Origin of the sequence: Paenibacillus lactis, from assembly GCF_017873605.1 — a bacterium.
Taxonomy (GTDB): domain Bacteria; phylum Bacillota; class Bacilli; order Paenibacillales; family Paenibacillaceae; genus Paenibacillus_AQ; species Paenibacillus_AQ lactis.
Genome location: NZ_JAGGKI010000003.1, coordinates 359,020 through 376,249, shown reverse-complemented (window position 1 = coordinate 376,249; position 17,230 = coordinate 359,020). Strand labels below are relative to the sequence as shown.

General features: G+C 53.7%; 16 protein-coding genes and 6 tRNA genes. 18 read left to right on the top strand and 4 right to left on the bottom strand.

Annotated features, from left to right (window positions below; genetic code table 11):
- The first annotated feature begins 755 nt into the window (after positions 1 to 755).
- A complete protein-coding gene (locus J2Z18_RS07390; RefSeq protein ID WP_210094586.1) occupies positions 756 to 2,948 on the top strand; it encodes a Tex family protein in 2,193 nt (730 codons plus the stop codon).
- A gap of 486 nt (positions 2,949 to 3,434) precedes the next feature.
- Here J2Z18_RS07390 and J2Z18_RS07385 read toward each other — a convergent pair whose 3' ends face one another.
- Complete coding sequence (locus J2Z18_RS07385) at positions 3,435 to 4,010, bottom strand: CGNR zinc finger domain-containing protein (protein ID WP_210094481.1); 576 nt, start codon at positions 4,008 to 4,010, stop codon at positions 3,435 to 3,437.
- Positions 4,011 to 4,174: 164 nt separating this feature from the next.
- Here J2Z18_RS07385 and J2Z18_RS07380 point away from each other — a divergent pair, with 164 nt between their 5' ends.
- Positions 4,175 to 4,645 carry a DinB family protein gene (locus tag J2Z18_RS07380; protein ID WP_210094480.1) on the top strand — a complete coding sequence of 157 codons (471 nt, stop codon included), beginning with the start codon at positions 4,175 to 4,177 and terminating at the stop codon, positions 4,643 to 4,645.
- Between the two features lie 118 nt (positions 4,646 to 4,763).
- Here the strand turns inward: J2Z18_RS07380 and cmpA are convergent, their stop codons facing one another.
- A complete protein-coding gene (gene cmpA / locus J2Z18_RS07375; RefSeq protein WP_007132384.1) occupies positions 4,764 to 4,892 on the bottom strand; it encodes a cortex morphogenetic protein CmpA in 129 nt (42 codons plus the stop codon).
- Positions 4,893 to 4,973: 81 nt separating this feature from the next.
- Positions 4,974 to 5,324, bottom strand: a complete 351-nt coding sequence (locus J2Z18_RS07370; RefSeq protein ID WP_077567965.1) for a hydrolase/acyltransferase — start codon at positions 5,322 to 5,324, stop codon at positions 4,974 to 4,976.
- A gap of 114 nt (positions 5,325 to 5,438) precedes the next feature.
- Between J2Z18_RS07370 and J2Z18_RS07365 the strand changes: the two genes are divergently transcribed.
- The 13 genes from J2Z18_RS07365 (at position 5,439) to J2Z18_RS07305 (ending at position 15,012) form a co-directional block, all read left to right on the top strand.
- Positions 5,439 to 5,924, top strand: coding sequence for a SprT family protein (locus J2Z18_RS07365; protein WP_007132386.1), 486 nt, complete (start codon positions 5,439 to 5,441; stop codon positions 5,922 to 5,924).
- A 30-nt stretch (positions 5,925 to 5,954) separates the two neighbouring features.
- Positions 5,955 to 6,030 (top strand) — tRNA-Asn (locus J2Z18_RS07360).
- 6 nt (positions 6,031 to 6,036) lie between these two features.
- Positions 6,037 to 6,125 (top strand) — tRNA-Ser (locus J2Z18_RS07355).
- 164 nt (positions 6,126 to 6,289) lie between these two features.
- Positions 6,290 to 6,985, top strand: a complete 696-nt coding sequence (locus J2Z18_RS07350) for a Type 1 glutamine amidotransferase-like domain-containing protein (RefSeq protein ID WP_210094479.1) — start codon at positions 6,290 to 6,292, stop codon at positions 6,983 to 6,985.
- Between the two features lie 113 nt (positions 6,986 to 7,098).
- A tRNA-Glu gene (locus J2Z18_RS07345) sits at positions 7,099 to 7,173 on the top strand.
- Between the two features lie 74 nt (positions 7,174 to 7,247).
- A tRNA-Lys gene (locus J2Z18_RS07340) sits at positions 7,248 to 7,323 on the top strand.
- Positions 7,324 to 7,366: 43 nt separating this feature from the next.
- Positions 7,367 to 7,449, top strand: a tRNA-Leu gene (locus J2Z18_RS07335).
- A 194-nt stretch (positions 7,450 to 7,643) separates the two neighbouring features.
- Positions 7,644 to 8,102 (top strand): KGG domain-containing protein, encoded by a 459-nt coding sequence (locus J2Z18_RS07330; protein ID WP_210094478.1) that lies wholly within the window; start codon positions 7,644 to 7,646, stop codon positions 8,100 to 8,102.
- A 379-nt stretch (positions 8,103 to 8,481) separates the two neighbouring features.
- Positions 8,482 to 10,167 (top strand): AraC family transcriptional regulator, encoded by a 1,686-nt coding sequence (locus tag J2Z18_RS07325; protein WP_210094477.1) that lies wholly within the window; start codon positions 8,482 to 8,484, stop codon positions 10,165 to 10,167.
- A gap of 113 nt (positions 10,168 to 10,280) precedes the next feature.
- Positions 10,281 to 11,309, top strand: coding sequence for an ABC transporter substrate-binding protein (locus tag J2Z18_RS07320; protein ID WP_210094476.1), 1,029 nt, complete (start codon positions 10,281 to 10,283; stop codon positions 11,307 to 11,309).
- Between the two features lie 34 nt (positions 11,310 to 11,343).
- Positions 11,344 to 12,351: a FecCD family ABC transporter permease gene (locus J2Z18_RS07315; RefSeq protein WP_210094475.1), complete on the top strand. Its 1,008-nt coding sequence runs from the start codon at positions 11,344 to 11,346 to the stop codon at positions 12,349 to 12,351.
- A complete protein-coding gene (locus J2Z18_RS07310) occupies positions 12,344 to 13,366 on the top strand; it encodes a FecCD family ABC transporter permease (protein ID WP_210094474.1) in 1,023 nt (340 codons plus the stop codon). The genes J2Z18_RS07315 and J2Z18_RS07310 overlap by 8 nt, the downstream gene beginning before the upstream one ends.
- Before the next feature lie 17 nt (positions 13,367 to 13,383).
- Positions 13,384 to 15,012 (top strand): alpha/beta hydrolase, encoded by a 1,629-nt coding sequence (locus J2Z18_RS07305; protein ID WP_210094473.1) that lies wholly within the window; start codon positions 13,384 to 13,386, stop codon positions 15,010 to 15,012.
- A 183-nt stretch (positions 15,013 to 15,195) separates the two neighbouring features.
- Here J2Z18_RS07305 and J2Z18_RS07300 read toward each other — a convergent pair whose 3' ends face one another.
- On the bottom strand, positions 15,196 to 15,849 hold the full coding sequence (locus J2Z18_RS07300) for a PAS domain-containing protein (protein WP_210094472.1): 654 nt from the start codon (positions 15,847 to 15,849) through the stop codon (positions 15,196 to 15,198).
- A gap of 178 nt (positions 15,850 to 16,027) precedes the next feature.
- Here J2Z18_RS07300 and J2Z18_RS07295 point away from each other — a divergent pair, with 178 nt between their 5' ends.
- The 3 genes from J2Z18_RS07295 (at position 16,028) to J2Z18_RS07285 (ending at position 17,178) form a co-directional block, all read left to right on the top strand.
- A complete protein-coding gene (locus J2Z18_RS07295; protein WP_210094585.1) occupies positions 16,028 to 16,384 on the top strand; it encodes a helix-turn-helix domain-containing protein in 357 nt (118 codons plus the stop codon).
- A 99-nt stretch (positions 16,385 to 16,483) separates the two neighbouring features.
- Positions 16,484 to 16,566 (top strand) — tRNA-Leu (locus J2Z18_RS07290).
- A 192-nt stretch (positions 16,567 to 16,758) separates the two neighbouring features.
- Positions 16,759 to 17,178: an organic hydroperoxide resistance protein gene (locus J2Z18_RS07285; RefSeq protein WP_210094471.1), complete on the top strand. Its 420-nt coding sequence runs from the start codon at positions 16,759 to 16,761 to the stop codon at positions 17,176 to 17,178.
- Positions 17,179 to 17,230: the final 52 nt, after the last annotated feature.

Below are 17,230 nucleotides of genomic sequence, written 5' to 3'. Positions count from 1 at the left end.
CAAAAAACCTCAAGGAGAGTGTCCTTGAGGTTTTTTGCGGCGCGTTGAGTAACCGGGTACAGCATATGTATCGTTCATGACGTGTCGTTGTTGAGGGCCCCCGGCGACAGAGACAAGCCAGGAGCAGGAGCGCGATGCCGGCGGCAGGTCAGACCCCTTAGCAGGAGCAAAAGACATGCAGCTCATGGCTTTTGGCTGGGTGAGGCTTAGAGGTTACAGCTCATGGCTTTTGGCTGGGTGAGGCTTAGAGGTTATAGCTCATGGCTTTTGGCAGGGCAAGGCTTAAAGATTATGCCCCGGGCGCCGGTATGAGAAAATAGGCGGTGGTAACAGCGGCTGCAATAAACAACAGGCATATTAAGGACCATGTCCATGCTTCGTTGATCTTCATCGTGATGTCCTCCTACATGTGGTTGAAGTTGGTGAGTCCGGTATATGGCGGGGGAGTCCTGCCGCCCTCTGGATTATTTCAAGCATGACCCGGACGACGCTTCATGAGCACGGGGTATACCCTTAGCCTTGGCAGCGATCGAAGATCTGTCCGCTAAAGCTGCCTCAAATGCTAATTGATCGTTAAGGTATTTATAGAATATAAAGCGAATCTTAAAAACAGATGAAAAAGACATGAAACGAAGCTTAAAGCTGCCTGCTTTACGGACGTAAGGTGGAAATGCCAGCGGAGATTTGGGATAATAGCTGTACAAGTTACGTTGAAGATAGAAAGAGGGATATCATTGTCTGATTTGGAAGCCGTAATGGAAGCGAATGAGGAACAAATTCGAAAAGAAGAGCTGAAACGGATCATTAAGCAGATCTCCAGGGAGCTGCAATTGTCCGAGAAACAGGTGCGTACGACCGTAGAGCTTCTGGATGAAGGCAATACGATACCGTTTATTGCGCGATACCGTAAGGAAATGACAGGCGAGCTGGATGAGAACCAATTGCGCAGCATCGAGGAACGGACAGGCTATTTGCGCAATCTCGAGGTCCGAAAGCGGGAAGTTATTCGCATTATTGAGGAGCAGGGCAAGCTGACCGAAGAGCTGAAGGCATCGATTACAGCCGCCGTCAAGCTTCAGGAAGTAGAAGATCTGTATCGCCCTTATAAGCAAAAGCGCAAGACCCGGGCCAGCGTGGCGAAGGAGAAAGGCCTTGAGCCGTTATCGGAATGGATCTGGTCCCAGCCGAAGCAGGGCGATGCCCTGGCCGAGGCTGCAAAATATGTCAACGAGGAAAAAGGAGTGGCTTCTCCGGAGGAGGCGCTTCAAGGCGCCATGGATATTTTGGCCGAAAACATTGCGGACGATGCCAAGATTCGCGCCTGGGTACGGCGCTTCAGCTTGGACCACGGCATTCTGACCTCGGAAGCCAAGGATGCGGAAGCGGAATCGGTGTACGAGAATTATTACAGCTACCGGGAATTGGCGAAGAAAATGCCGCCGCATCGGATTCTGGCCATTAATCGGGGAGAGCGTGAGAATATACTGAAGGTCGGGCTCGAGGTTCCATATGAGTCCATTCATGCTTATATCGGCAAGCAGGTGCTGAAGGGCACATCTGTTGTCACCGATATCTTAACGGCCGTCATTGAGGATTCCTACAAGCGCCTGATCGCGCCGTCGATCGAGCGCGAGGTGCGCGGGGAGCTCACCGAGAAGGGGGAGAACCAGGCTATCTCGATCTTCGCCGGCAACCTGCGCAGCCTGCTGCTGCAACCGCCGGTGAAGGGGCGCTGCGTGCTGGGTGTGGATCCGGCCTACCGGACGGGCTGCAAGCTGGCCGTCGTTGACGAGACCGGTAAGCTGCTGGAGGTGGCGGTTACGTATCCGACGCCGCCGAACAACAAGAAGCGGGAGGCTGCCGCGAAATTCAAGGAGCTGATTGCCAAGTATGGCATTAAGCTCATCGTCATCGGCAACGGCACAGCTTCACGCGAGACGGAGCAGTTCGTCGCCGAAGACGTGATCGCAGACATCGGAGATCCTGAGCTTGCTTACCTGATCGTGAACGAGGCCGGAGCCAGCGTCTATTCCGCCTCCAAGCTGGCGCAGGAGGAATTCCCGGATCTGGATGTGGCGGAACGCAGCGCGGCTTCGATTGCAAGACGGGTTCAGGACCCGCTGGCCGAGCTGGTGAAGATCGATCCGAAATCGATCGGCGTCGGGCAGTATCAGCATGACGTGACGCAGAAGCATCTGGAGGAAAGCTTGAAGGCGGTCGTCGAGTCGGCGGTTAACCATGTCGGCGTGGACGTGAATACGGCCTCCCCTTCGCTGCTCTCTTATGTATCGGGCATCAATGCCACGATTGCGAAGAATATCGTGAAATACCGCGAGGAGAACGGGAAATTCGTGAGCCGCAAGCAGCTGCAGAAGGTGCCTCGCCTTGGAGCCAAGACGTTCGAGCAATGCGTGGGCTTCATGCGAATTTCTGACGGCGAGAACATTCTGGACCGGACGCCGATCCATCCGGAATCGTATCCGGTGGTGGACCGGCTGTTCCAGGAGCTCCAGGTAGGGCTGGACAAGCTCGGCAGCAAGGAGCTGGCCGAGCTGCTGGATGCCCAGCAGCCCGAACAGCTCGCGGTGAAGCTGGATGTCGGGGTGCCGACCCTTCGTGATATCCTGGACAGCTTGCAGCGTCCGGGACGGGATCCGCGGGAGGAGCTGCCGCAGCCGATCTTCCGGCACGATGTTCTGAAGATCGAGGACCTGGTGCCGGGAATGGAGCTTCAAGGCACGGTTCGCAACGTGATCGATTTCGGCGCTTTTGTCGATATCGGCATCAAGAGCGACGGCCTCGTTCATATTTCCCAGCTTAGCGATGGATATGTCAAGCATCCGATGGATGTCGTTTCGGTCGGTGACAACGTGACGGTCTGGGTGCTGAATGTGGATTTGAAGAAAGGCCGCGTCGGACTGACGATGCGAAAGCCGAAGGATCAGTAATTAATACGGCGGAAATGGAACTGACGTCGAGGCAAGAGGCGTATCTCCTGTTATGGGGATACGCCTCTTTTTTTGGGGTGCGTAGATTCAAGGCAAGGCCTAATCGAAATCGGGCGAAATCGTAATGTGTTGTTCTCCGGCGGTCAGCCTTCCGGTTTATTAGTCCAAATAGGAAGCCTTTGGGGAAATGCGGACAACTAGTATAATCCAGCGAATTCTAGGCCAAAGAGCATTGGCTTGTGCCTACGCAGCATAAGTATTAATCGGCAAGGATGGCCTCGGTGCATCGGATAAGCTTGTCTTCGAGTCATTCCGGGTGGCCTCGGTACTCTGGATAAGCTTGTCTTCAAGTCGCTCTGGTGACCTCGGTATTCCAGATAAGCTTTGTGCTTCGAGCTGTTCTGGGCGGCCTTGGTATTCCGGATAAGCTTGTGCTTCGTGCCGTTCTGGGTGCCCTCGGCGTCCCGGTTAAGCTTATGCTTCGAGTTACTTCGGCTCGTCCTGCTTGTCGCTCGAGTCGTTCTGTTTCTTTTTTGCGCGGAAACGCCGAACCTTCATCAGATTGCCGCACGCCTTCTCGTCACAATAGCGCTTGGAGCGGTTGCGGGTATCGTCGTAATAGACCCACAGGCAGTCCGGGTTGGTGCAGATCCGAATCCGGGAGGCTTCGCCTTCCGCCAGCGTAACGGCGAAGGAGCCTGCAATTTCGGCGATGGCGCCTTGCCATCCGGATTCGAGCGGCCTGTAGCCGATCGCCATCGGCCCATCCATGCCGGCATGAAGCCGCCGGACGAGCGGACCGCCTTCCATCCAGCGGTTTAGCTCCTTGACCTGGCTCTCGTGCAGGGCTTCTCCAGTAGCGATGGACCGTACAACACCCAGAAGAAAGGAGCGGAACGATCGAAGCTTATCCATCTCTTGAGCGGTCGGCAACGCGGACACGCGGAGGCGGTGATTGCGGATCAGCTCCTCTACCCAATCCTTACGTTCCAGCCGATCCTCAGAGCGGCCGCTGCCCCGCCAGTCGCGCCACTCGCTATTCAAAAAATCATCCCATAGCATGGTGATACATCCTTTCTTGGCTGCTTCCTATTGTAACAATCAAACATGAGATTTGCCAGTTACTTGAAAATAGAGTGAAGGTATGATAAGTTGGTTGTAACGGTCTAAACATCATTTGATAGTTACATGCTTTGATCGCTAATATCATGGGGAGGGCGATGAGGATGAGTTTACGGGACGTGCTGCTTCAGAATTGGGATTATGTGATGGATCAGGAGGATTGGTACCCGCCTGCGCTCGATGCATTAAAGGATGTGACAGCGGAGCAAGCGTTGTGGAAGCCTGAAGGGAGCCCGGTCAACTCCATTTGGGAGAACGTGCTGCATCTGCTGTATTACAAACAGCGGCTGCTTGCCCGGCTTGAAGGGACAACGCTGCGCCATGAGGCGGCGGATAATGATGAGACCTTCATCGTTCAAGAGCGGAGCGAGGAAGCATGGCAGTTTGCTCAAGAGCAGCTGAAGGACGTTCATGCAGCGTTAAGGCAGAAGATCGAGCAGCTGCCGGAGGAGGAGCTTGAGGAATCGCCGCAGCGGTTTGTTAGCTTAATTACCCATGACGCCTACCATATCGGACAGTTGATTATGCTGCGGAAGATGCAGGGCTCGTGGCCGGCCAAGCGCCATTTCTCGTAGCCGCTGTTCAAGAAGCGACGAGGACAGCTATTATCCATGCATGCAAAAACAAGCCGGACGAAAGATGTCCGGCTTGTCGTTCATACATACCTTGGCTATTGATCATGAGCGGCGCGTCTTATCTGACATTCGATTTCTCGCCCGGGGAGTTCCGGTAAAAGAACCAGCATTCGTTCAGCAGCTTGATCTGACGTCTGTCCTTTTTGCGGAAGGCGCGCGTCAATTGATTGCAGAGCCATTGCGGCAAGGGTATCTCCTCCTCTTGCTAATTCCATCTGTATGGATAGCATATGGGGAAAAGGCCCAAAGCGTGCAGGTCTACATGGATTTATTGCCCTTCTTCCTCATACCACTGCTCAAGCTGAGCTTGAAGTGCACGGATTTCGGTCAGCAACGCAATGAGCGGATATTCGCTCTCATTCAGGGAAGCAAAGGATTGCTCAAGTTCATTTATGTACTCCAGTCCGTTCCGGATGCTCATGGATTCCTGAAGCAAATCCAGGCTGTCACACTCGGCTATGGCAATCGGCAGCCGCGGCTTGCCGGGAGCGGTCAGTTTGTCGATCTCTTTATTCAGGCGCAGGTTCAGCGCGCTGAGCTGATACGCATAGTCGCTGGGCATTTCCACAAATTCCAGCTCATGCTGCCGCTGTAGGATTACGTAACGCATCGTTGGCATGTTCGCAGGTTCTCCCTCCATGACTTTCTACTTGACAGTGTAGCCCAGAGGGAAGTTAAAATTCAAGTAGCATTTACAAGCCTAGGAAAGGAACAGGCAGGAACCATGAAGGAAATGAGCAACGAGGAACTGCAGGCCTGGGTTGAAAGCGTCTCGTTGAAGAGCTTCGGGGTACCCTTTAGGCATAAAGCAACGTTTAACCGCCGTTTATCCTCCACCGGAGGCCGGTATTTTCTGAAAAGCCATCACATCGAAATCAACCCTCACCAGCTGGCCGCGAATGGACCGGAAGAGGTGGAGAAGATCATTAAGCACGAGCTGTGCCATTACCATCTTCACCTGGCGGGGAGGGGCTACCGTCACCGGGATCCCGACTTTAAACAGCTGCTGCAGGCGGTGGGAGGCAGCCGGTTTTGCAAGTCGCTGCCGGCGGCAAAGCCGGCGGGCAGGAAGCCGGAGCCTTATCGATACAAGCTGCGATGCGGGGCATGCGGAACCGAATATTTGCGTAAGCGCAAAATGAACCCGGCGCGTTACCGGTGCGGTCGCTGCAGCGGACGTTTGACGCTTCTACAGCTTGACTCCCCCAAGAAGTCATGATAAATTATTACTAGCTAATCGACTTGACGTTCCCCGATAGCTCAGTTGGTAGAGCACTCGACTGTTAATCGAGTTGTCACAGGTTCGAGTCCTGTTCGGGGAGCCATTTCATGGAGAGATACCCAAGTGGCTATAAGGGGACCCTCTGCTAAGGGGTTAGACTGCGTAAGCGGTGCGAGGGTTCGAATCCCTCTCTCTCCGTTCAGATACACACCATGGGAAGCTCCCGTCACATCAGTGACCGGGGGCTTTCTTGCGTAGGGATGATATGGACCGGAAGCTTTATTGTATGGATAGCGAACAACCAACTAATTGGGCAGGTCATTCCGCAGTATCAGGGAAATAGACATCTGGAGGGAGAAGAGATGAAACAGATAATTGCCATGGGCGGCGGGGGGTTCTCCATGGAGCCGGACAACCTGCTGCTTGACCGGTATGTACTGGCGCAAGCTTCGAAAGAGTCACCGAAGGTATGCTTTATTCCGACGGCGAGCGGAGATGCGGACAACTATGTGGAGCGGTTCTATACTGCATTTCGTTCGCTGCCCTGCACGCCGTGCCACTTATCCTTTTTCCAGCCCAATTTCACAGATCTGAGAACCTATGTGCTTGAGCAGGACATCCTTTATGTTGGAGGCGGCAATACCCGAAACATGCTGGTGCTGTGGAAAGAGTGGGGCCTTGATCGAATCCTGCAGGAAGCCTATGAGCGTGGAGCCGTTTTAACCGGACTCAGCGCAGGGTCGATCTGCTGGTTTGAAGAAGGCGTTACCGATCCGCTAAACGGCCCGCTGTATAAACTGAACGGCCTTGGTTTGCTCGCGGGGAGCCATTGCCCGCATTATGACGGAGAGAGCAAGCGGAGGCCCGCTTACCATGAACTGATCCTTCAAGGAGAGGTTCGGCCTGGTTATGCCGCAGACGATGGAGCCGCATTGCATTTCATCGACGGGCGCCTGCACGGTGTCGTCAGCTCGAGGCCCGACGCGAAAGCATACCGCGTAGAGCGATCCGGGGATACGGTGAAAGAGCATGAACTCCAGGTGAAATGGCTGGGTTAATGGCCTTTTATGGTGTCTGCAAAAAAAATATAAAAAAATGAAAAAAAGGGCTTGTCATCTTTTTTGAATTTATGCTATACTCAATCTTGTCGTCACGGCGACGTGCTTAAAGTGGCCCGTTGGTCAAGGGGTTAAGACACCTCCCTTTCACGGAGGTAACAGGGGTTCGAATCCCCTACGGGTCACCACTTTCATCATCGCATCACGGATCATAATCCGGATGGTTGGGAAGTCTTTATGGCAGCTGCATGATTGTCATCGAGAGCCATTAGCTCAGTTGGTAGAGCACCTGACTTTTAATCAGGGTGTCGAAGGTTCGAGTCCTTCATGGCTCACCAGTTTTTTCGATAAAGTGATCGATTCGCTTCATCTTTATATTATGCGGTAGTGGTGGAATGGCAGACACGCTATCTTGAGGGGGTAGTGGGTGTATACCCGTGGAGGTTCGAGTCCTCTCTACCGCATACATGAATGGAAATGAGAAACCCTGTACGGTACAGTGCAGGGTTTCTTTCGTATTTATGAACTTTATGCGGAGGATGCACCCGACTTTTTATTACACATATACGCAAGAGATAATGTTTCATATTTGCAGAAGAGGTTAATATCATACCGTAGACGAGTACAACTTCTAAAAACCTATAAGGAGTGATTCAGAATGGCTAACAACAATAATGGTAAGATGAGCCGTGAAGAAGCAGGACGTTTAGGTGGGGAAGCTACAGCAAATAATCATGACAAAGAGTTCTATCAAGAGATTGGACGCAAAGGCGGCGAAGCCACTGCGGAGTCTCATGATAAGGAGTTTTATCAGGAGATCGGGAAGAAGGGCGGCGAAGCCACTGCCGAATCCCATGACAAGGAGTTCTACCAAGAAATTGGCCAGAAGGGCGGCGAAGCCACCGCGGAGTCTCATGGACGAGAGTTCTATGAGGAGATCGGACGCAAAGGCGGCGAAGCAACCTCCGATTCCCATGACCGTGAGTTCTACCAGGAGATCGGGCAGAAGGGTGGACAAGCCCGAAATGACAGCGACGGCAATGACGGCAAGATGAGCCGTGAGGAAGCAGGGCGGAAAGGCGGCGAGGCAAGAGCACGCCAGCGCCGCGGTGATTAACATTATCGCCGAATCGTTCGGAAAAGGCAGGCTTAGCAGCCATTAGGTTTGGTGCTAGCGCCCATTCCAAAGCCCCGCCAAATGCTCCATGCATGCGGGACCGCGTAGATAAGCCTGCAAATCGACGTTTAACAACCGAGGCAGCTGCGAATCCATACTGGATACGCAGCTGCTTTATTTGTGTCTATAGGATGGGGCAGCACGTTTCCAGCGTTTCCAGCTCCCCCTCATGCATTAAGCCTTAAAGGCGGTGATTAAGATAAGGCGGCATAGTTTGAAATCGGCATACATATTTTGAGCGAAATTCGCTGGACAAGGATCCTTATGTGAATATATGATAATGATAACCATTCTCATTTATGATAGGGGTTTTTTACATATGGATGTGGCCGGGAATAGCCAGGTACTGAACGGAATTAAGGAATTTGGGGGCCTGACGGCCTGGTTGTGGAATATTGAAATATTCCGGGAGCAGGATTTGCCGCTCGATTACCAGCTTACGATGCAATCGGCACTTATTCTGCAGATGGGAGGGGAATCGTTCCTCCATACGGGGGAGCAGAGCCTGCATATGCGCAAAGGCAGCGTTAAGATCTGCCGGGCAGGTTCTACCTTCTGTCTGACCAAGGCCGGTCGTGAAGAGAGGAAGAAGCAGGCGCATGCCGTCATCGCCATTCTTTATTTTGCTTTCTATGAAGGGCTGCCGGGGAGCGGGCACCTTCGTGAGGCGGATGACTCCGTATTGATTCCTTGCGGAGAGTTTTGCGAAGCCGGCCTGCCGGAATCGCTGTACAGCTCCTGCAGCTCGCTCTATGAATATTTTCACAGCGGAGACAGGATGAAGAAGTGGCGGGCACAGCTTGACTTTCAGGAGCTGCTGTACACGATGATTACGGAATCTGTTTCAGGTCAATCCGAGGGTAAGCGGCAGGCGCTGGAGCGGGCCAAAGACTATATGCATGAGCATTATGACGAAGAGCTGACGCTGGATCAATTGGCAGATCTGGCGGGCTTTAGCCCGAAATATTTTGCCGAAGTGTTCAAGAACACCTACGGCCACACCCCGATGGATTATCTATCGGGCATCCGCATGAATAAGGCGAAGCTACTGCTATTGCGGTCCGAGCCTTTGCTTCGGGAGGTTGCGCATCAGGTGGGATATAAGGATGAGTTTTATTTTAGCCGCAAGTTCAAGAAAAGCTTCGGCCTCTCTCCATCCGAATACAGAAAAAAACGAAAAAACAAAATCGCCTTGTACGGCTCGACCTCGCTCCTCGGATATGCGATGCCGCTCCAATTCGTCCCTTATGCCGCGCCGGTCCACCCCAAGTGGTCCCCTTACTATTATCATGCCCTTGGCTCTGAAATCCCCGTGCATCTTGACGCTTACAGACAGAACCACAACAAATCCGCGAATCTGGAAAGGCTGGCCACAGCAAGCCCGGAGCTGATTATATGCGCACAAGAGGTCGAGCTTTGGGAACGGGAGCTGCTGGAGAAGATTGCGCCTATATACGTGATGCCGGGGGACCGGGAGGGATGGCGCGTTCAACTGCTTGCTTTAGCGGACAAGCTGGGCAGGAGGCCGGAAGCGGACAGCTGGATCGAATCGTATCAGGAGAAGACGGCGAATTGCTGCAGCGTAATTGAGAATCTTCCGAATGAGGAGAAGACGGTCCTGACGCTTCGCATCCATCAGCGCGAGCTTACGGCTTACAGTCATCCCGGTATGAAGGAACTATTGTACGATCGTCTGAAATTGCAGCCGGCGCTTGAATCCCTCCTTGAAGCTGACCGTCATGGTCTTGAGGATTTGAGCGTAACGGCGATTAAGGAATGCGGAGCGGATCATATCCTTCTCCTTGTTCGTCAGGATTCGGAAACACTCGCTTTTTGGAAGCAGGTGCAGGCGTCGCCGGAGTGGCTGATGATTCCTGCCGTAAGGGAGGGTCGTGTGCACCAGCTGCCCTCTTTCCCATGGCGGGAGTATTCTCCTGTCGCGATGGAACGAATGACGGAGGAGGCCTGCAGGCTCTTTACCGAAACTGCCCGTATCCGGAAATGATCCATGGGCAATCCGCATTTCGTCCATGGCGAAATGAATCGCTATCCCTTAACATAATCAATAATGATAATCATTATCAACTATGGAGATTTGAAAGGGGAAGCAGGAGAGAGATGAAGAGAACGAAATGGATCTTGGGGCTGTTGCTTACGGCAGCCCTGGTGCTGTCCGCTTGCGGCGGCGGAACGAATAAATCGGAGGATGCAGGCATCGCGGCAACCGGCGGTTCGGAACCAGCTGGAGCAGCGAATGCGGATGCCGGAACCAAAGAGAAAGAAGAAACGGCACCGGCATCGTCCGAAACGAAGGTTGTCAAATACTTGGATCAGGAGTACACGCTTCCGGCAAATACCGAGCGGATCGTGATTACAGGTGCTGTCGAGGCAATGGAGGATTCCATCGTGCTGGATGTGAATCCGGTTGGAGCCATCTCGTTCTCCGGCGAGTTTCCCCCAATGTTTCAATCGATAACGAAAAACGCGCAGTCGATCGGAGAGAAAACGGAGCCTAACTTTGAGACCATTTTGTCCCTGAAACCGGACGTGATCCTCGGTTCGACGAAATTCAAGCCGGAGGTTGTCGAGCAGTTGAATAAAATCGCGCCGACGATTCCGTATTCCCATGTGTCGACCAACTGGGAAGCGAATCTGAGATTGCTTGGGGAGCTAAGCGGGAAAGAGGAACAGGCCGAGCAGGCCATCAGCCAATATCAAGCGGATCTGGAGGCGGCCAAAGCGAGTTTGGGCGATAGCCTGAAGGACAAGAAGGTCGTCGCGCTCCGAATCCGTGCGGGAGAGATGTACATTTATCCGGCTGGCGTATTTTTCAATCCGGTGTTGTATGAGGAATTGGGGATAGCGGTACCGGCTGAGGTAGCGGCTGTAGAGGCGCAGGAGCTGATCTCGAAAGAGAAGTTCGCCGAGATGAACCCGGATTATGTATTTATCCAGTTCTCTCCTGACGAGAACAAGGATACACCGAATGCGCTGGAGGAGCTGCAGAACGATCCGATCATGAGCAATTTGAACGCCTTCAAGAACGGCAAGGCATTCGTGAACGTCGTGGATCCGCTTGCTCAGGGCGGAACGGCGTACAGCAAGATCGAGTTTCTGAAGGCGGCTGTGGAGCATCTGGCGAAATAAAAATCACGGCACAAACGGATAAGGATTGTTGTTCATGGGATTCAAGAAATCGCTGCCGGCTGTCATCCTGGTGATGGCCCCGGCAGTATGCTTATTGCTGATGGGGGCTTCCATCCTGTATGGGGCCAAAAATATTACGATGAATACCGTCTGGGATGCCATCGTTGCCTTCGATCCGAACAGCGTGGATCATCAGATCATTCGGAGCTCCCGGCTCCCCCGGGTCATCGGGGCCATGCTGATCGGCGCTTTTCTTGCGGTTTCGGGAGCGCTGATGCAGGGCATGACGAGGAACTATCTTGCGTCCCCTTCGATTATGGGGGTGTCGGACGGCTCGGTGTTCGCGGTCACGCTGTTTATGGTGCTGATGCCGAATGCCTCCTCCGGCCTGTATATTGTCAGCTCGCTAGTCGGCTCCGCGATCGGGGCCGCCGTCGTATTCGGCTTGGCTTGGCTTATACCGGGCGGCATGCGTCCGGTTCAGCTCGCCATACTCGGCACCGTAATCGGAACGTTTCTCAGCGGTACGGCGGAGGCGATCGCGGCTTATTTTCAAATCTCACAGACGGTCAGCCTCTGGTACAATGCCCGTCTGCATGCGATGGATCCGGAGCTGATCAAGCTGAGCATCCCTTTCGCTGTGGCCGGCTTGGCGCTTGCCTTAACGCTTTCCAAATCGGTAACGCTCCTTTCGCTCGGAGACGATACGGCTAAAGGTCTCGGCGTGCGGCCATGGATCATTAAAGCCTTGGCGATGCTTGCGGTTGTCATTCTGACCGGCGTGTCGGTTGCGCTTGCGGGGAAAGTGGCTTTTGTCGGGTTGATCATCCCTCATATTGCGAGGTATTTGTCCGGCTCGGATTATCGCTGGATCGTTCCCGTCTCCGGGGTGCTTGGCGGCCTATTCCTGGCTCTGTGCGATATTCTGGCGCGCTTCGTCAATTACCCGTTCGAGACGCCGGTCGGCGTGATCACGTCCATCATCGGCGTTCCCTTCTTCCTGTACTTAATCAAAACGAGGGGAGGGGCGCAGCGTGCGTAATGCTACCGGCCGGTTCGGCCTCGTGTTCGGCGCAGGGATTGTACTGGTGCTGGCCGCTTTTTATTTCAGCTTGACGAGCGGAACGTTTGATATGTCCGTCGCGGAAGTCGTTCGCACGCTGCTGCGCATCGATTCAAGCCACGAATTCGATCTCGTCGTCTTCGAATTCCGGCTGCCGCGAATCGTCCTTGGCGCGCTCGTCGGCTTCGGGCTCGGCACGGCAGGAGGAGTGATTCAAGGCGTTACCCGCAACGGGCTTGCGGATCCGGGCATCCTCGGCATCAATGCCGGAGCAGGCATGGCGGTTGTGCTGTTCATGTTCCTTTTCCAAGGACAGCTGACGATGACAGGCTGGACCGGTGTCATGATGATGCCGATGTTCGGCGTGGCGGGCGGTTTGGCCGCTACCGGAGCCATCTATATGTTTGCAAGGGAAGGTGGAAGGCTCGATCCGCAGCGGCTCATTCTGGTCGGGATTGCAATAGCTTCCGGTTTCGGGGCGGTGACGATGTATTTTGCACTCAAAATGAATCCCAAGGATTACGAGATGGCGGTTGCCTGGCTGGCAGGAAGCCTTCACAGCGCCAACTGGAAGTTCGTGGTGACGATGATTCCCTGGCTGCTAGTTCTGCCGGTCATTATTTGGAGCCGTGCCCACGTGCTTGATCTGTTCCAGCTCAGCGAGGAGAGCGTGAAAAGCGTTGGCGTATCGGTGGAACGCGAGAAAAGGGTTCTTCTGCTCTGCAGCATCGGATTGGTTAGCGCAAGCGTCGCCGTATCGGGCAGCATCGGCTTTGTCGGCCTGATCGCTCCGCACTTGGCCAGACAGCTTGTCGGGCTGAAGCATCGGTATATGCTGCCGGTCAGCGGCCTTGCCGGCATGGCGATCATCATGATCGGGGATCTCATCGGACGAACGATCTTTGCTCCCGCAGAGCTTGCCGCAGGCATCGTCGTCTCGGTGATCGGCGTTCCTTATTTCGTTTATTTATTGTTTCGCATGAGAAAATCTTGATCATCCGGGGAGGAACTATGAACCGATATCAGAAGCTTTCGGCCTTGGACCGAGAACTAACCCTGTATTTGCCCCCCTCTTATCACCATTCGGACCGCTGCTATCCTGTAGCTTATGTTCAGGACGGCGGCGATTCCTTCATGGATTGCTTGAATTATTTAGAGCATCTGTTCAAGGACGGAAGGCTCGGAGAGCTGATCCTGGTCGGGATCGCGACGGAGAAGCGGAATGATGAATATACGCCATGGCCGGCGAAGTCGCTGCTTGAAGGCCGTCCTCCTTTTGGGGGACGGGGAAGAGAGTACGTCGATGAAGTCGCCGATCGCATCAAGCCTTACATTGACGGTCGTTACCGGACGCTGCCGGAGCCGGAGCATACGGGGATCGTCGGCGCCTCGTTCGGCGGGCTGATCTCCATGTTCGCAGGGTATTGGCGGCCGGATACGTTCGGCCGGATCGGCATGCTATCGGCCTCATTATGGTATGAAGGCGTCATGGAGTTCATCCGTGGCCATGAGAAGCTGCCGCCGGGCCTCCGGGTCTATATGTCGGTCGGTCAATACGAAGGGGCCTACAAGCAAGGAATCCAGCAGTTCATGACCCCGAGCAATCTGGAGGCATACCGCATTTGGACGGGGGAAGAAGGAGCGGATTCCAGGGTTAGGCTCCACATGGATCCGGATGGAACCCATGATCCGATCTTTATGTCCAGGAGATTCCCGGATGCGGTGTCGTGGCTGTTTGACGAAGATGGCAGCGGGGCTGCTGTGGAGGCCCGAGCAGCGATGGAGCAGGATGCAAGGACAGAGGGCCAAGCCGTTACGGCGGAAGGAATACGCGGCATCCCGGAGACGGCTGGGCCCGCTTATCGCATATCAGGCACGGTTACATGGAACATGCAGTCGGAGTCGACTGGGCGCGTATACCGAATATCCGTGGCCGAGCCGATGGGACCGCCGCCTGAAGGCGGCTATCCGGTGCTGTATTCGCTTGATGCCAATGCATCCTTCGGGACGCTGGCGGAGGCGGTGAGGCTGCAATCCCGTACACCGCGCGGCATAACGCCTTCCATCATCGTCGGGATCGGCTACGACAGCGACAGTCCGATCGTGACGGATGAGCGGTTTTACGATTATACCGTGCCTGCAGCGGCACACGAGCTCCCCGTCCGTCCGAACGGAATGCCGTGGCCGGAAACCGGCGGCGCCGAAGACTTCCTGGATTTTATCGAGCTTCAGCTGATCCCCCGCATTGCGTCGCGATATCCGGTGAATCCCGAGAAGCAGTCGGTGTTCGGCCATTCTTTGGGCGGTTTCTTTGTGCTCTATGCGCTGTTCACGAGGCCCCACATCTTTCGGCGGTATATTGCAGCGAGCCCATCAGTCTGGTGGAAGCAGCATGTGCTGTATAAGACATGGGAGGTCTCCAAGCCATTCCTTCAGCCGTTCGACTTGCAGCGGGAGCTGAGCATTTTTGTCGGTACCGAAGAAAAGCCCGCCATGGTCCAAGACGCAAGGGATTTGTATGCAAAGCTGCGAGAGCACCGGCATTTGCTGCACGCCGAGCTTCATGAAATCGAAGGGGAGGGCCATGTATCCGTGCTGCCGTCCCTGGTAAGCCCGCTTCTCCGTCTGATCAGTTCATAATAGGAAGCAACGCAGATATAACCAGTTATAACAAAACAAAAGCAGTATGGGACCCGATGGATCCTATACTGCTTTTTTATAATGTGCTCGTATTTGAATCCGCCCGCATAGGCTGCAGGCCGCCAGGGTGGCGAACTTCGGGAATGGCGAATGTACGAAAAGCGAGGAGAACGATGAGCGTGGTTATTCCTCCGTTTCTCCGGCATGGTCATCGTCCAGCGCGGAGGAATATTTCGGATAGAGCCTGCGGATGCATTCGGGACAAATATCGTGCGTAAATTCGACGGGAAGGCGTCTCTCAAGATAGCTTTCAACCGGTTCCCATGTCTCTTCCTGGCTGACATGCTTGCATACGGCGCAGATGGGGATGTGCTCCGGGAGCGGAAGGCTGCGGGCAAGCGTCTGCTCGAGCAGGATTTGCCGCTCTTTATACTTTGTAATGTCGGTAAAGGAAAGGATGGCGCCGTGAATGAAATTATCGCTGCTTTCGGACAGCGGCTGGACCTCGCATAGCACCCAGAATACTTTACGGTTCCGGGAGACCGAATACTCCAGGACGCAATCCGGCCGGCTTCCTTCCAGAACGGCTCTGACCGAGGATAAATAATGTTCACCGTCCAAGCTGCCGAAATCGACCTCCCCAAAGCACCAGGGCATAATATCAAAAAATGATGCCCCCTGCCATTGAAAATCAGGCGAGACACCATATCTTACGGACATCGTTACAAGCGGATCGTTTATCTTATCGATCATGCCGTCGGGCGTAATGATCATTAAGCCTCTGTTCAAGGCATGGACGGCATAGTTCCAAGCTGTGCTCATGGTATCGTAGGGCAAAAGGGTTCGCTCCTCTTACGAAATAGACTCATGGGTAAAAGGTACAACGATCCATGGGTCCTATGGTATAATTTAGGCAACATAGATAGATTATACACGTATTTAAGTTGTTTTGCAAGAGGAAAATACGTATTTAAGTAATTTTTCTTGGAAAGAGAATCAGGAAGGCGGTTGTTTGATGCAGTCTATTTACCAACGAATCGAACATCTGATAGAAAGCCGGGGTATGACGAAGAAGGCGTTCTGTGAAACCCTCGGGATCAGCACAGGGAATTTTGGTGACTGGAAGCGAGGGAAAACAACGCCGAGTACGAATAAATTAATTGAAATAGCAGCATTTTTCTCCGTTAGCCTGGACTGGTTGATTATCGGGAAGGGCAAGCCCACCACCCGGGTGAATGAAACGAGAGAGGAATATGAGGCGGAAACGGCGCTATCCGCGCTGTCGGGTCTCGAAGAGCGCGAGAAGGAGTTCATCCGGGAGTACCTTGAGTTTTCGGCTTACCGCAGGGATAAGCGAAACGAGAAGACTTAGCGTCAAGGCTATGGCGTGCGGGAAATAATTGGATCTTTACAATTGTGGATTATGGCTATATAATAGGGAATGTTCTGCTGAAGAACTTCTTTATTATATGCGGTAGTGGTGGAATGGCAGACACGCTATCTTGAGGGGGTAGTGGGTGTATACCCGTGGAGGTTCGAGTCCTCTCTACCGCATTATGATTGAATCGGCATAAGAAGCTGTTGTTCAAGCGTAAGCTTGGGCATCGGCTTTTTTTGTTGTCTCGAACGCCCCGGTTTGACTCTTTCCTGTGCCGACAAAGCCTTTACATACCGTTTCAATTTGTGCCACAAGTTTAAAGTCTTATTGTAGCGTTCATAATAGGGCATGAAGGAGTGAGGCGAGTTATGAAACCATTGTACACGGCTGACGTGAAGGTTGTTGGTGGACGCGAGGGCTCGATCCAGTCGTCCGACGGAGCTCTTAATCATAAGCTTAGCATGCCGAAGGAGCTTGGCGGACCCGGGGGGGAAGGAACCAATCCGGAGCAATTGTTCGCAGCGGGATATGGGGCTTGCTACGAAAGCGCGCTGGCCAATATCGCCCGCAAGGAAGGGGTAACGCTCAAAGACGTGACCATCCATTCTCCGGTGATGATCGGCAAGGATGAAACGGACGATGGCTTTAAGCTGGCCGTGAAGCTGAAGATTGAGATGCCGGGAATCGAGCGGAGCCAGGCCGAGGAGCTTGCAAAAAAGGCGCATGCGTTCTGTCCGTATTCCAAAGCGACGCGAGGCAACATCGATGTGGAGCTGAACGTAATCTGACGATTGAATAGAAGGGGATTGTCCTCCATGAGGGATAATCCCCTTTTTATTG

Excerpts from the sequence above, each read along its gene's own strand:
- J2Z18_RS07320 (WP_210094476.1), top strand. The coding sequence starts at position 10,281 with ATGAAGAGAACGAAATGGATCTTGGGGCTGTTGCTTACGGCAGCCCTG.
- J2Z18_RS07315 (WP_210094475.1), top strand. The coding sequence starts at position 11,344 with ATGGGATTCAAGAAATCGCTGCCGGCTGTCATCCTGGTGATGGCCCCG.
- J2Z18_RS07330 (WP_210094478.1), top strand. The coding sequence starts at position 7,644 with ATGGCTAACAACAATAATGGTAAGATGAGCCGTGAAGAAGCAGGACGT.
- J2Z18_RS07325 (WP_210094477.1), top strand. The coding sequence starts at position 8,482 with ATGGATGTGGCCGGGAATAGCCAGGTACTGAACGGAATTAAGGAATTT.
- J2Z18_RS07350 (WP_210094479.1), top strand. The coding sequence starts at position 6,290 with ATGAAACAGATAATTGCCATGGGCGGCGGGGGGTTCTCCATGGAGCCG.
- J2Z18_RS07305 (WP_210094473.1), top strand. The coding sequence starts at position 13,384 with ATGAACCGATATCAGAAGCTTTCGGCCTTGGACCGAGAACTAACCCTG.
- J2Z18_RS07385 (WP_210094481.1), bottom strand. The coding sequence starts at position 4,010 with ATGCTATGGGATGATTTTTTGAATAGCGAGTGGCGCGACTGGCGGGGC.
- J2Z18_RS07370 (WP_077567965.1), bottom strand. The coding sequence starts at position 5,324 with ATGCCAACGATGCGTTACGTAATCCTACAGCGGCAGCATGAGCTGGAA.
- J2Z18_RS07285 (WP_210094471.1), top strand. The coding sequence starts at position 16,759 with ATGAAACCATTGTACACGGCTGACGTGAAGGTTGTTGGTGGACGCGAG.
- J2Z18_RS07295 (WP_210094585.1), top strand. The coding sequence starts at position 16,028 with ATGCAGTCTATTTACCAACGAATCGAACATCTGATAGAAAGCCGGGGT.
- J2Z18_RS07390 (WP_210094586.1), top strand. The coding sequence starts at position 756 with ATGGAAGCGAATGAGGAACAAATTCGAAAAGAAGAGCTGAAACGGATC.
- J2Z18_RS07365 (WP_007132386.1), top strand. The coding sequence starts at position 5,439 with ATGAGCAACGAGGAACTGCAGGCCTGGGTTGAAAGCGTCTCGTTGAAG.
- J2Z18_RS07380 (WP_210094480.1), top strand. The coding sequence starts at position 4,175 with ATGAGTTTACGGGACGTGCTGCTTCAGAATTGGGATTATGTGATGGAT.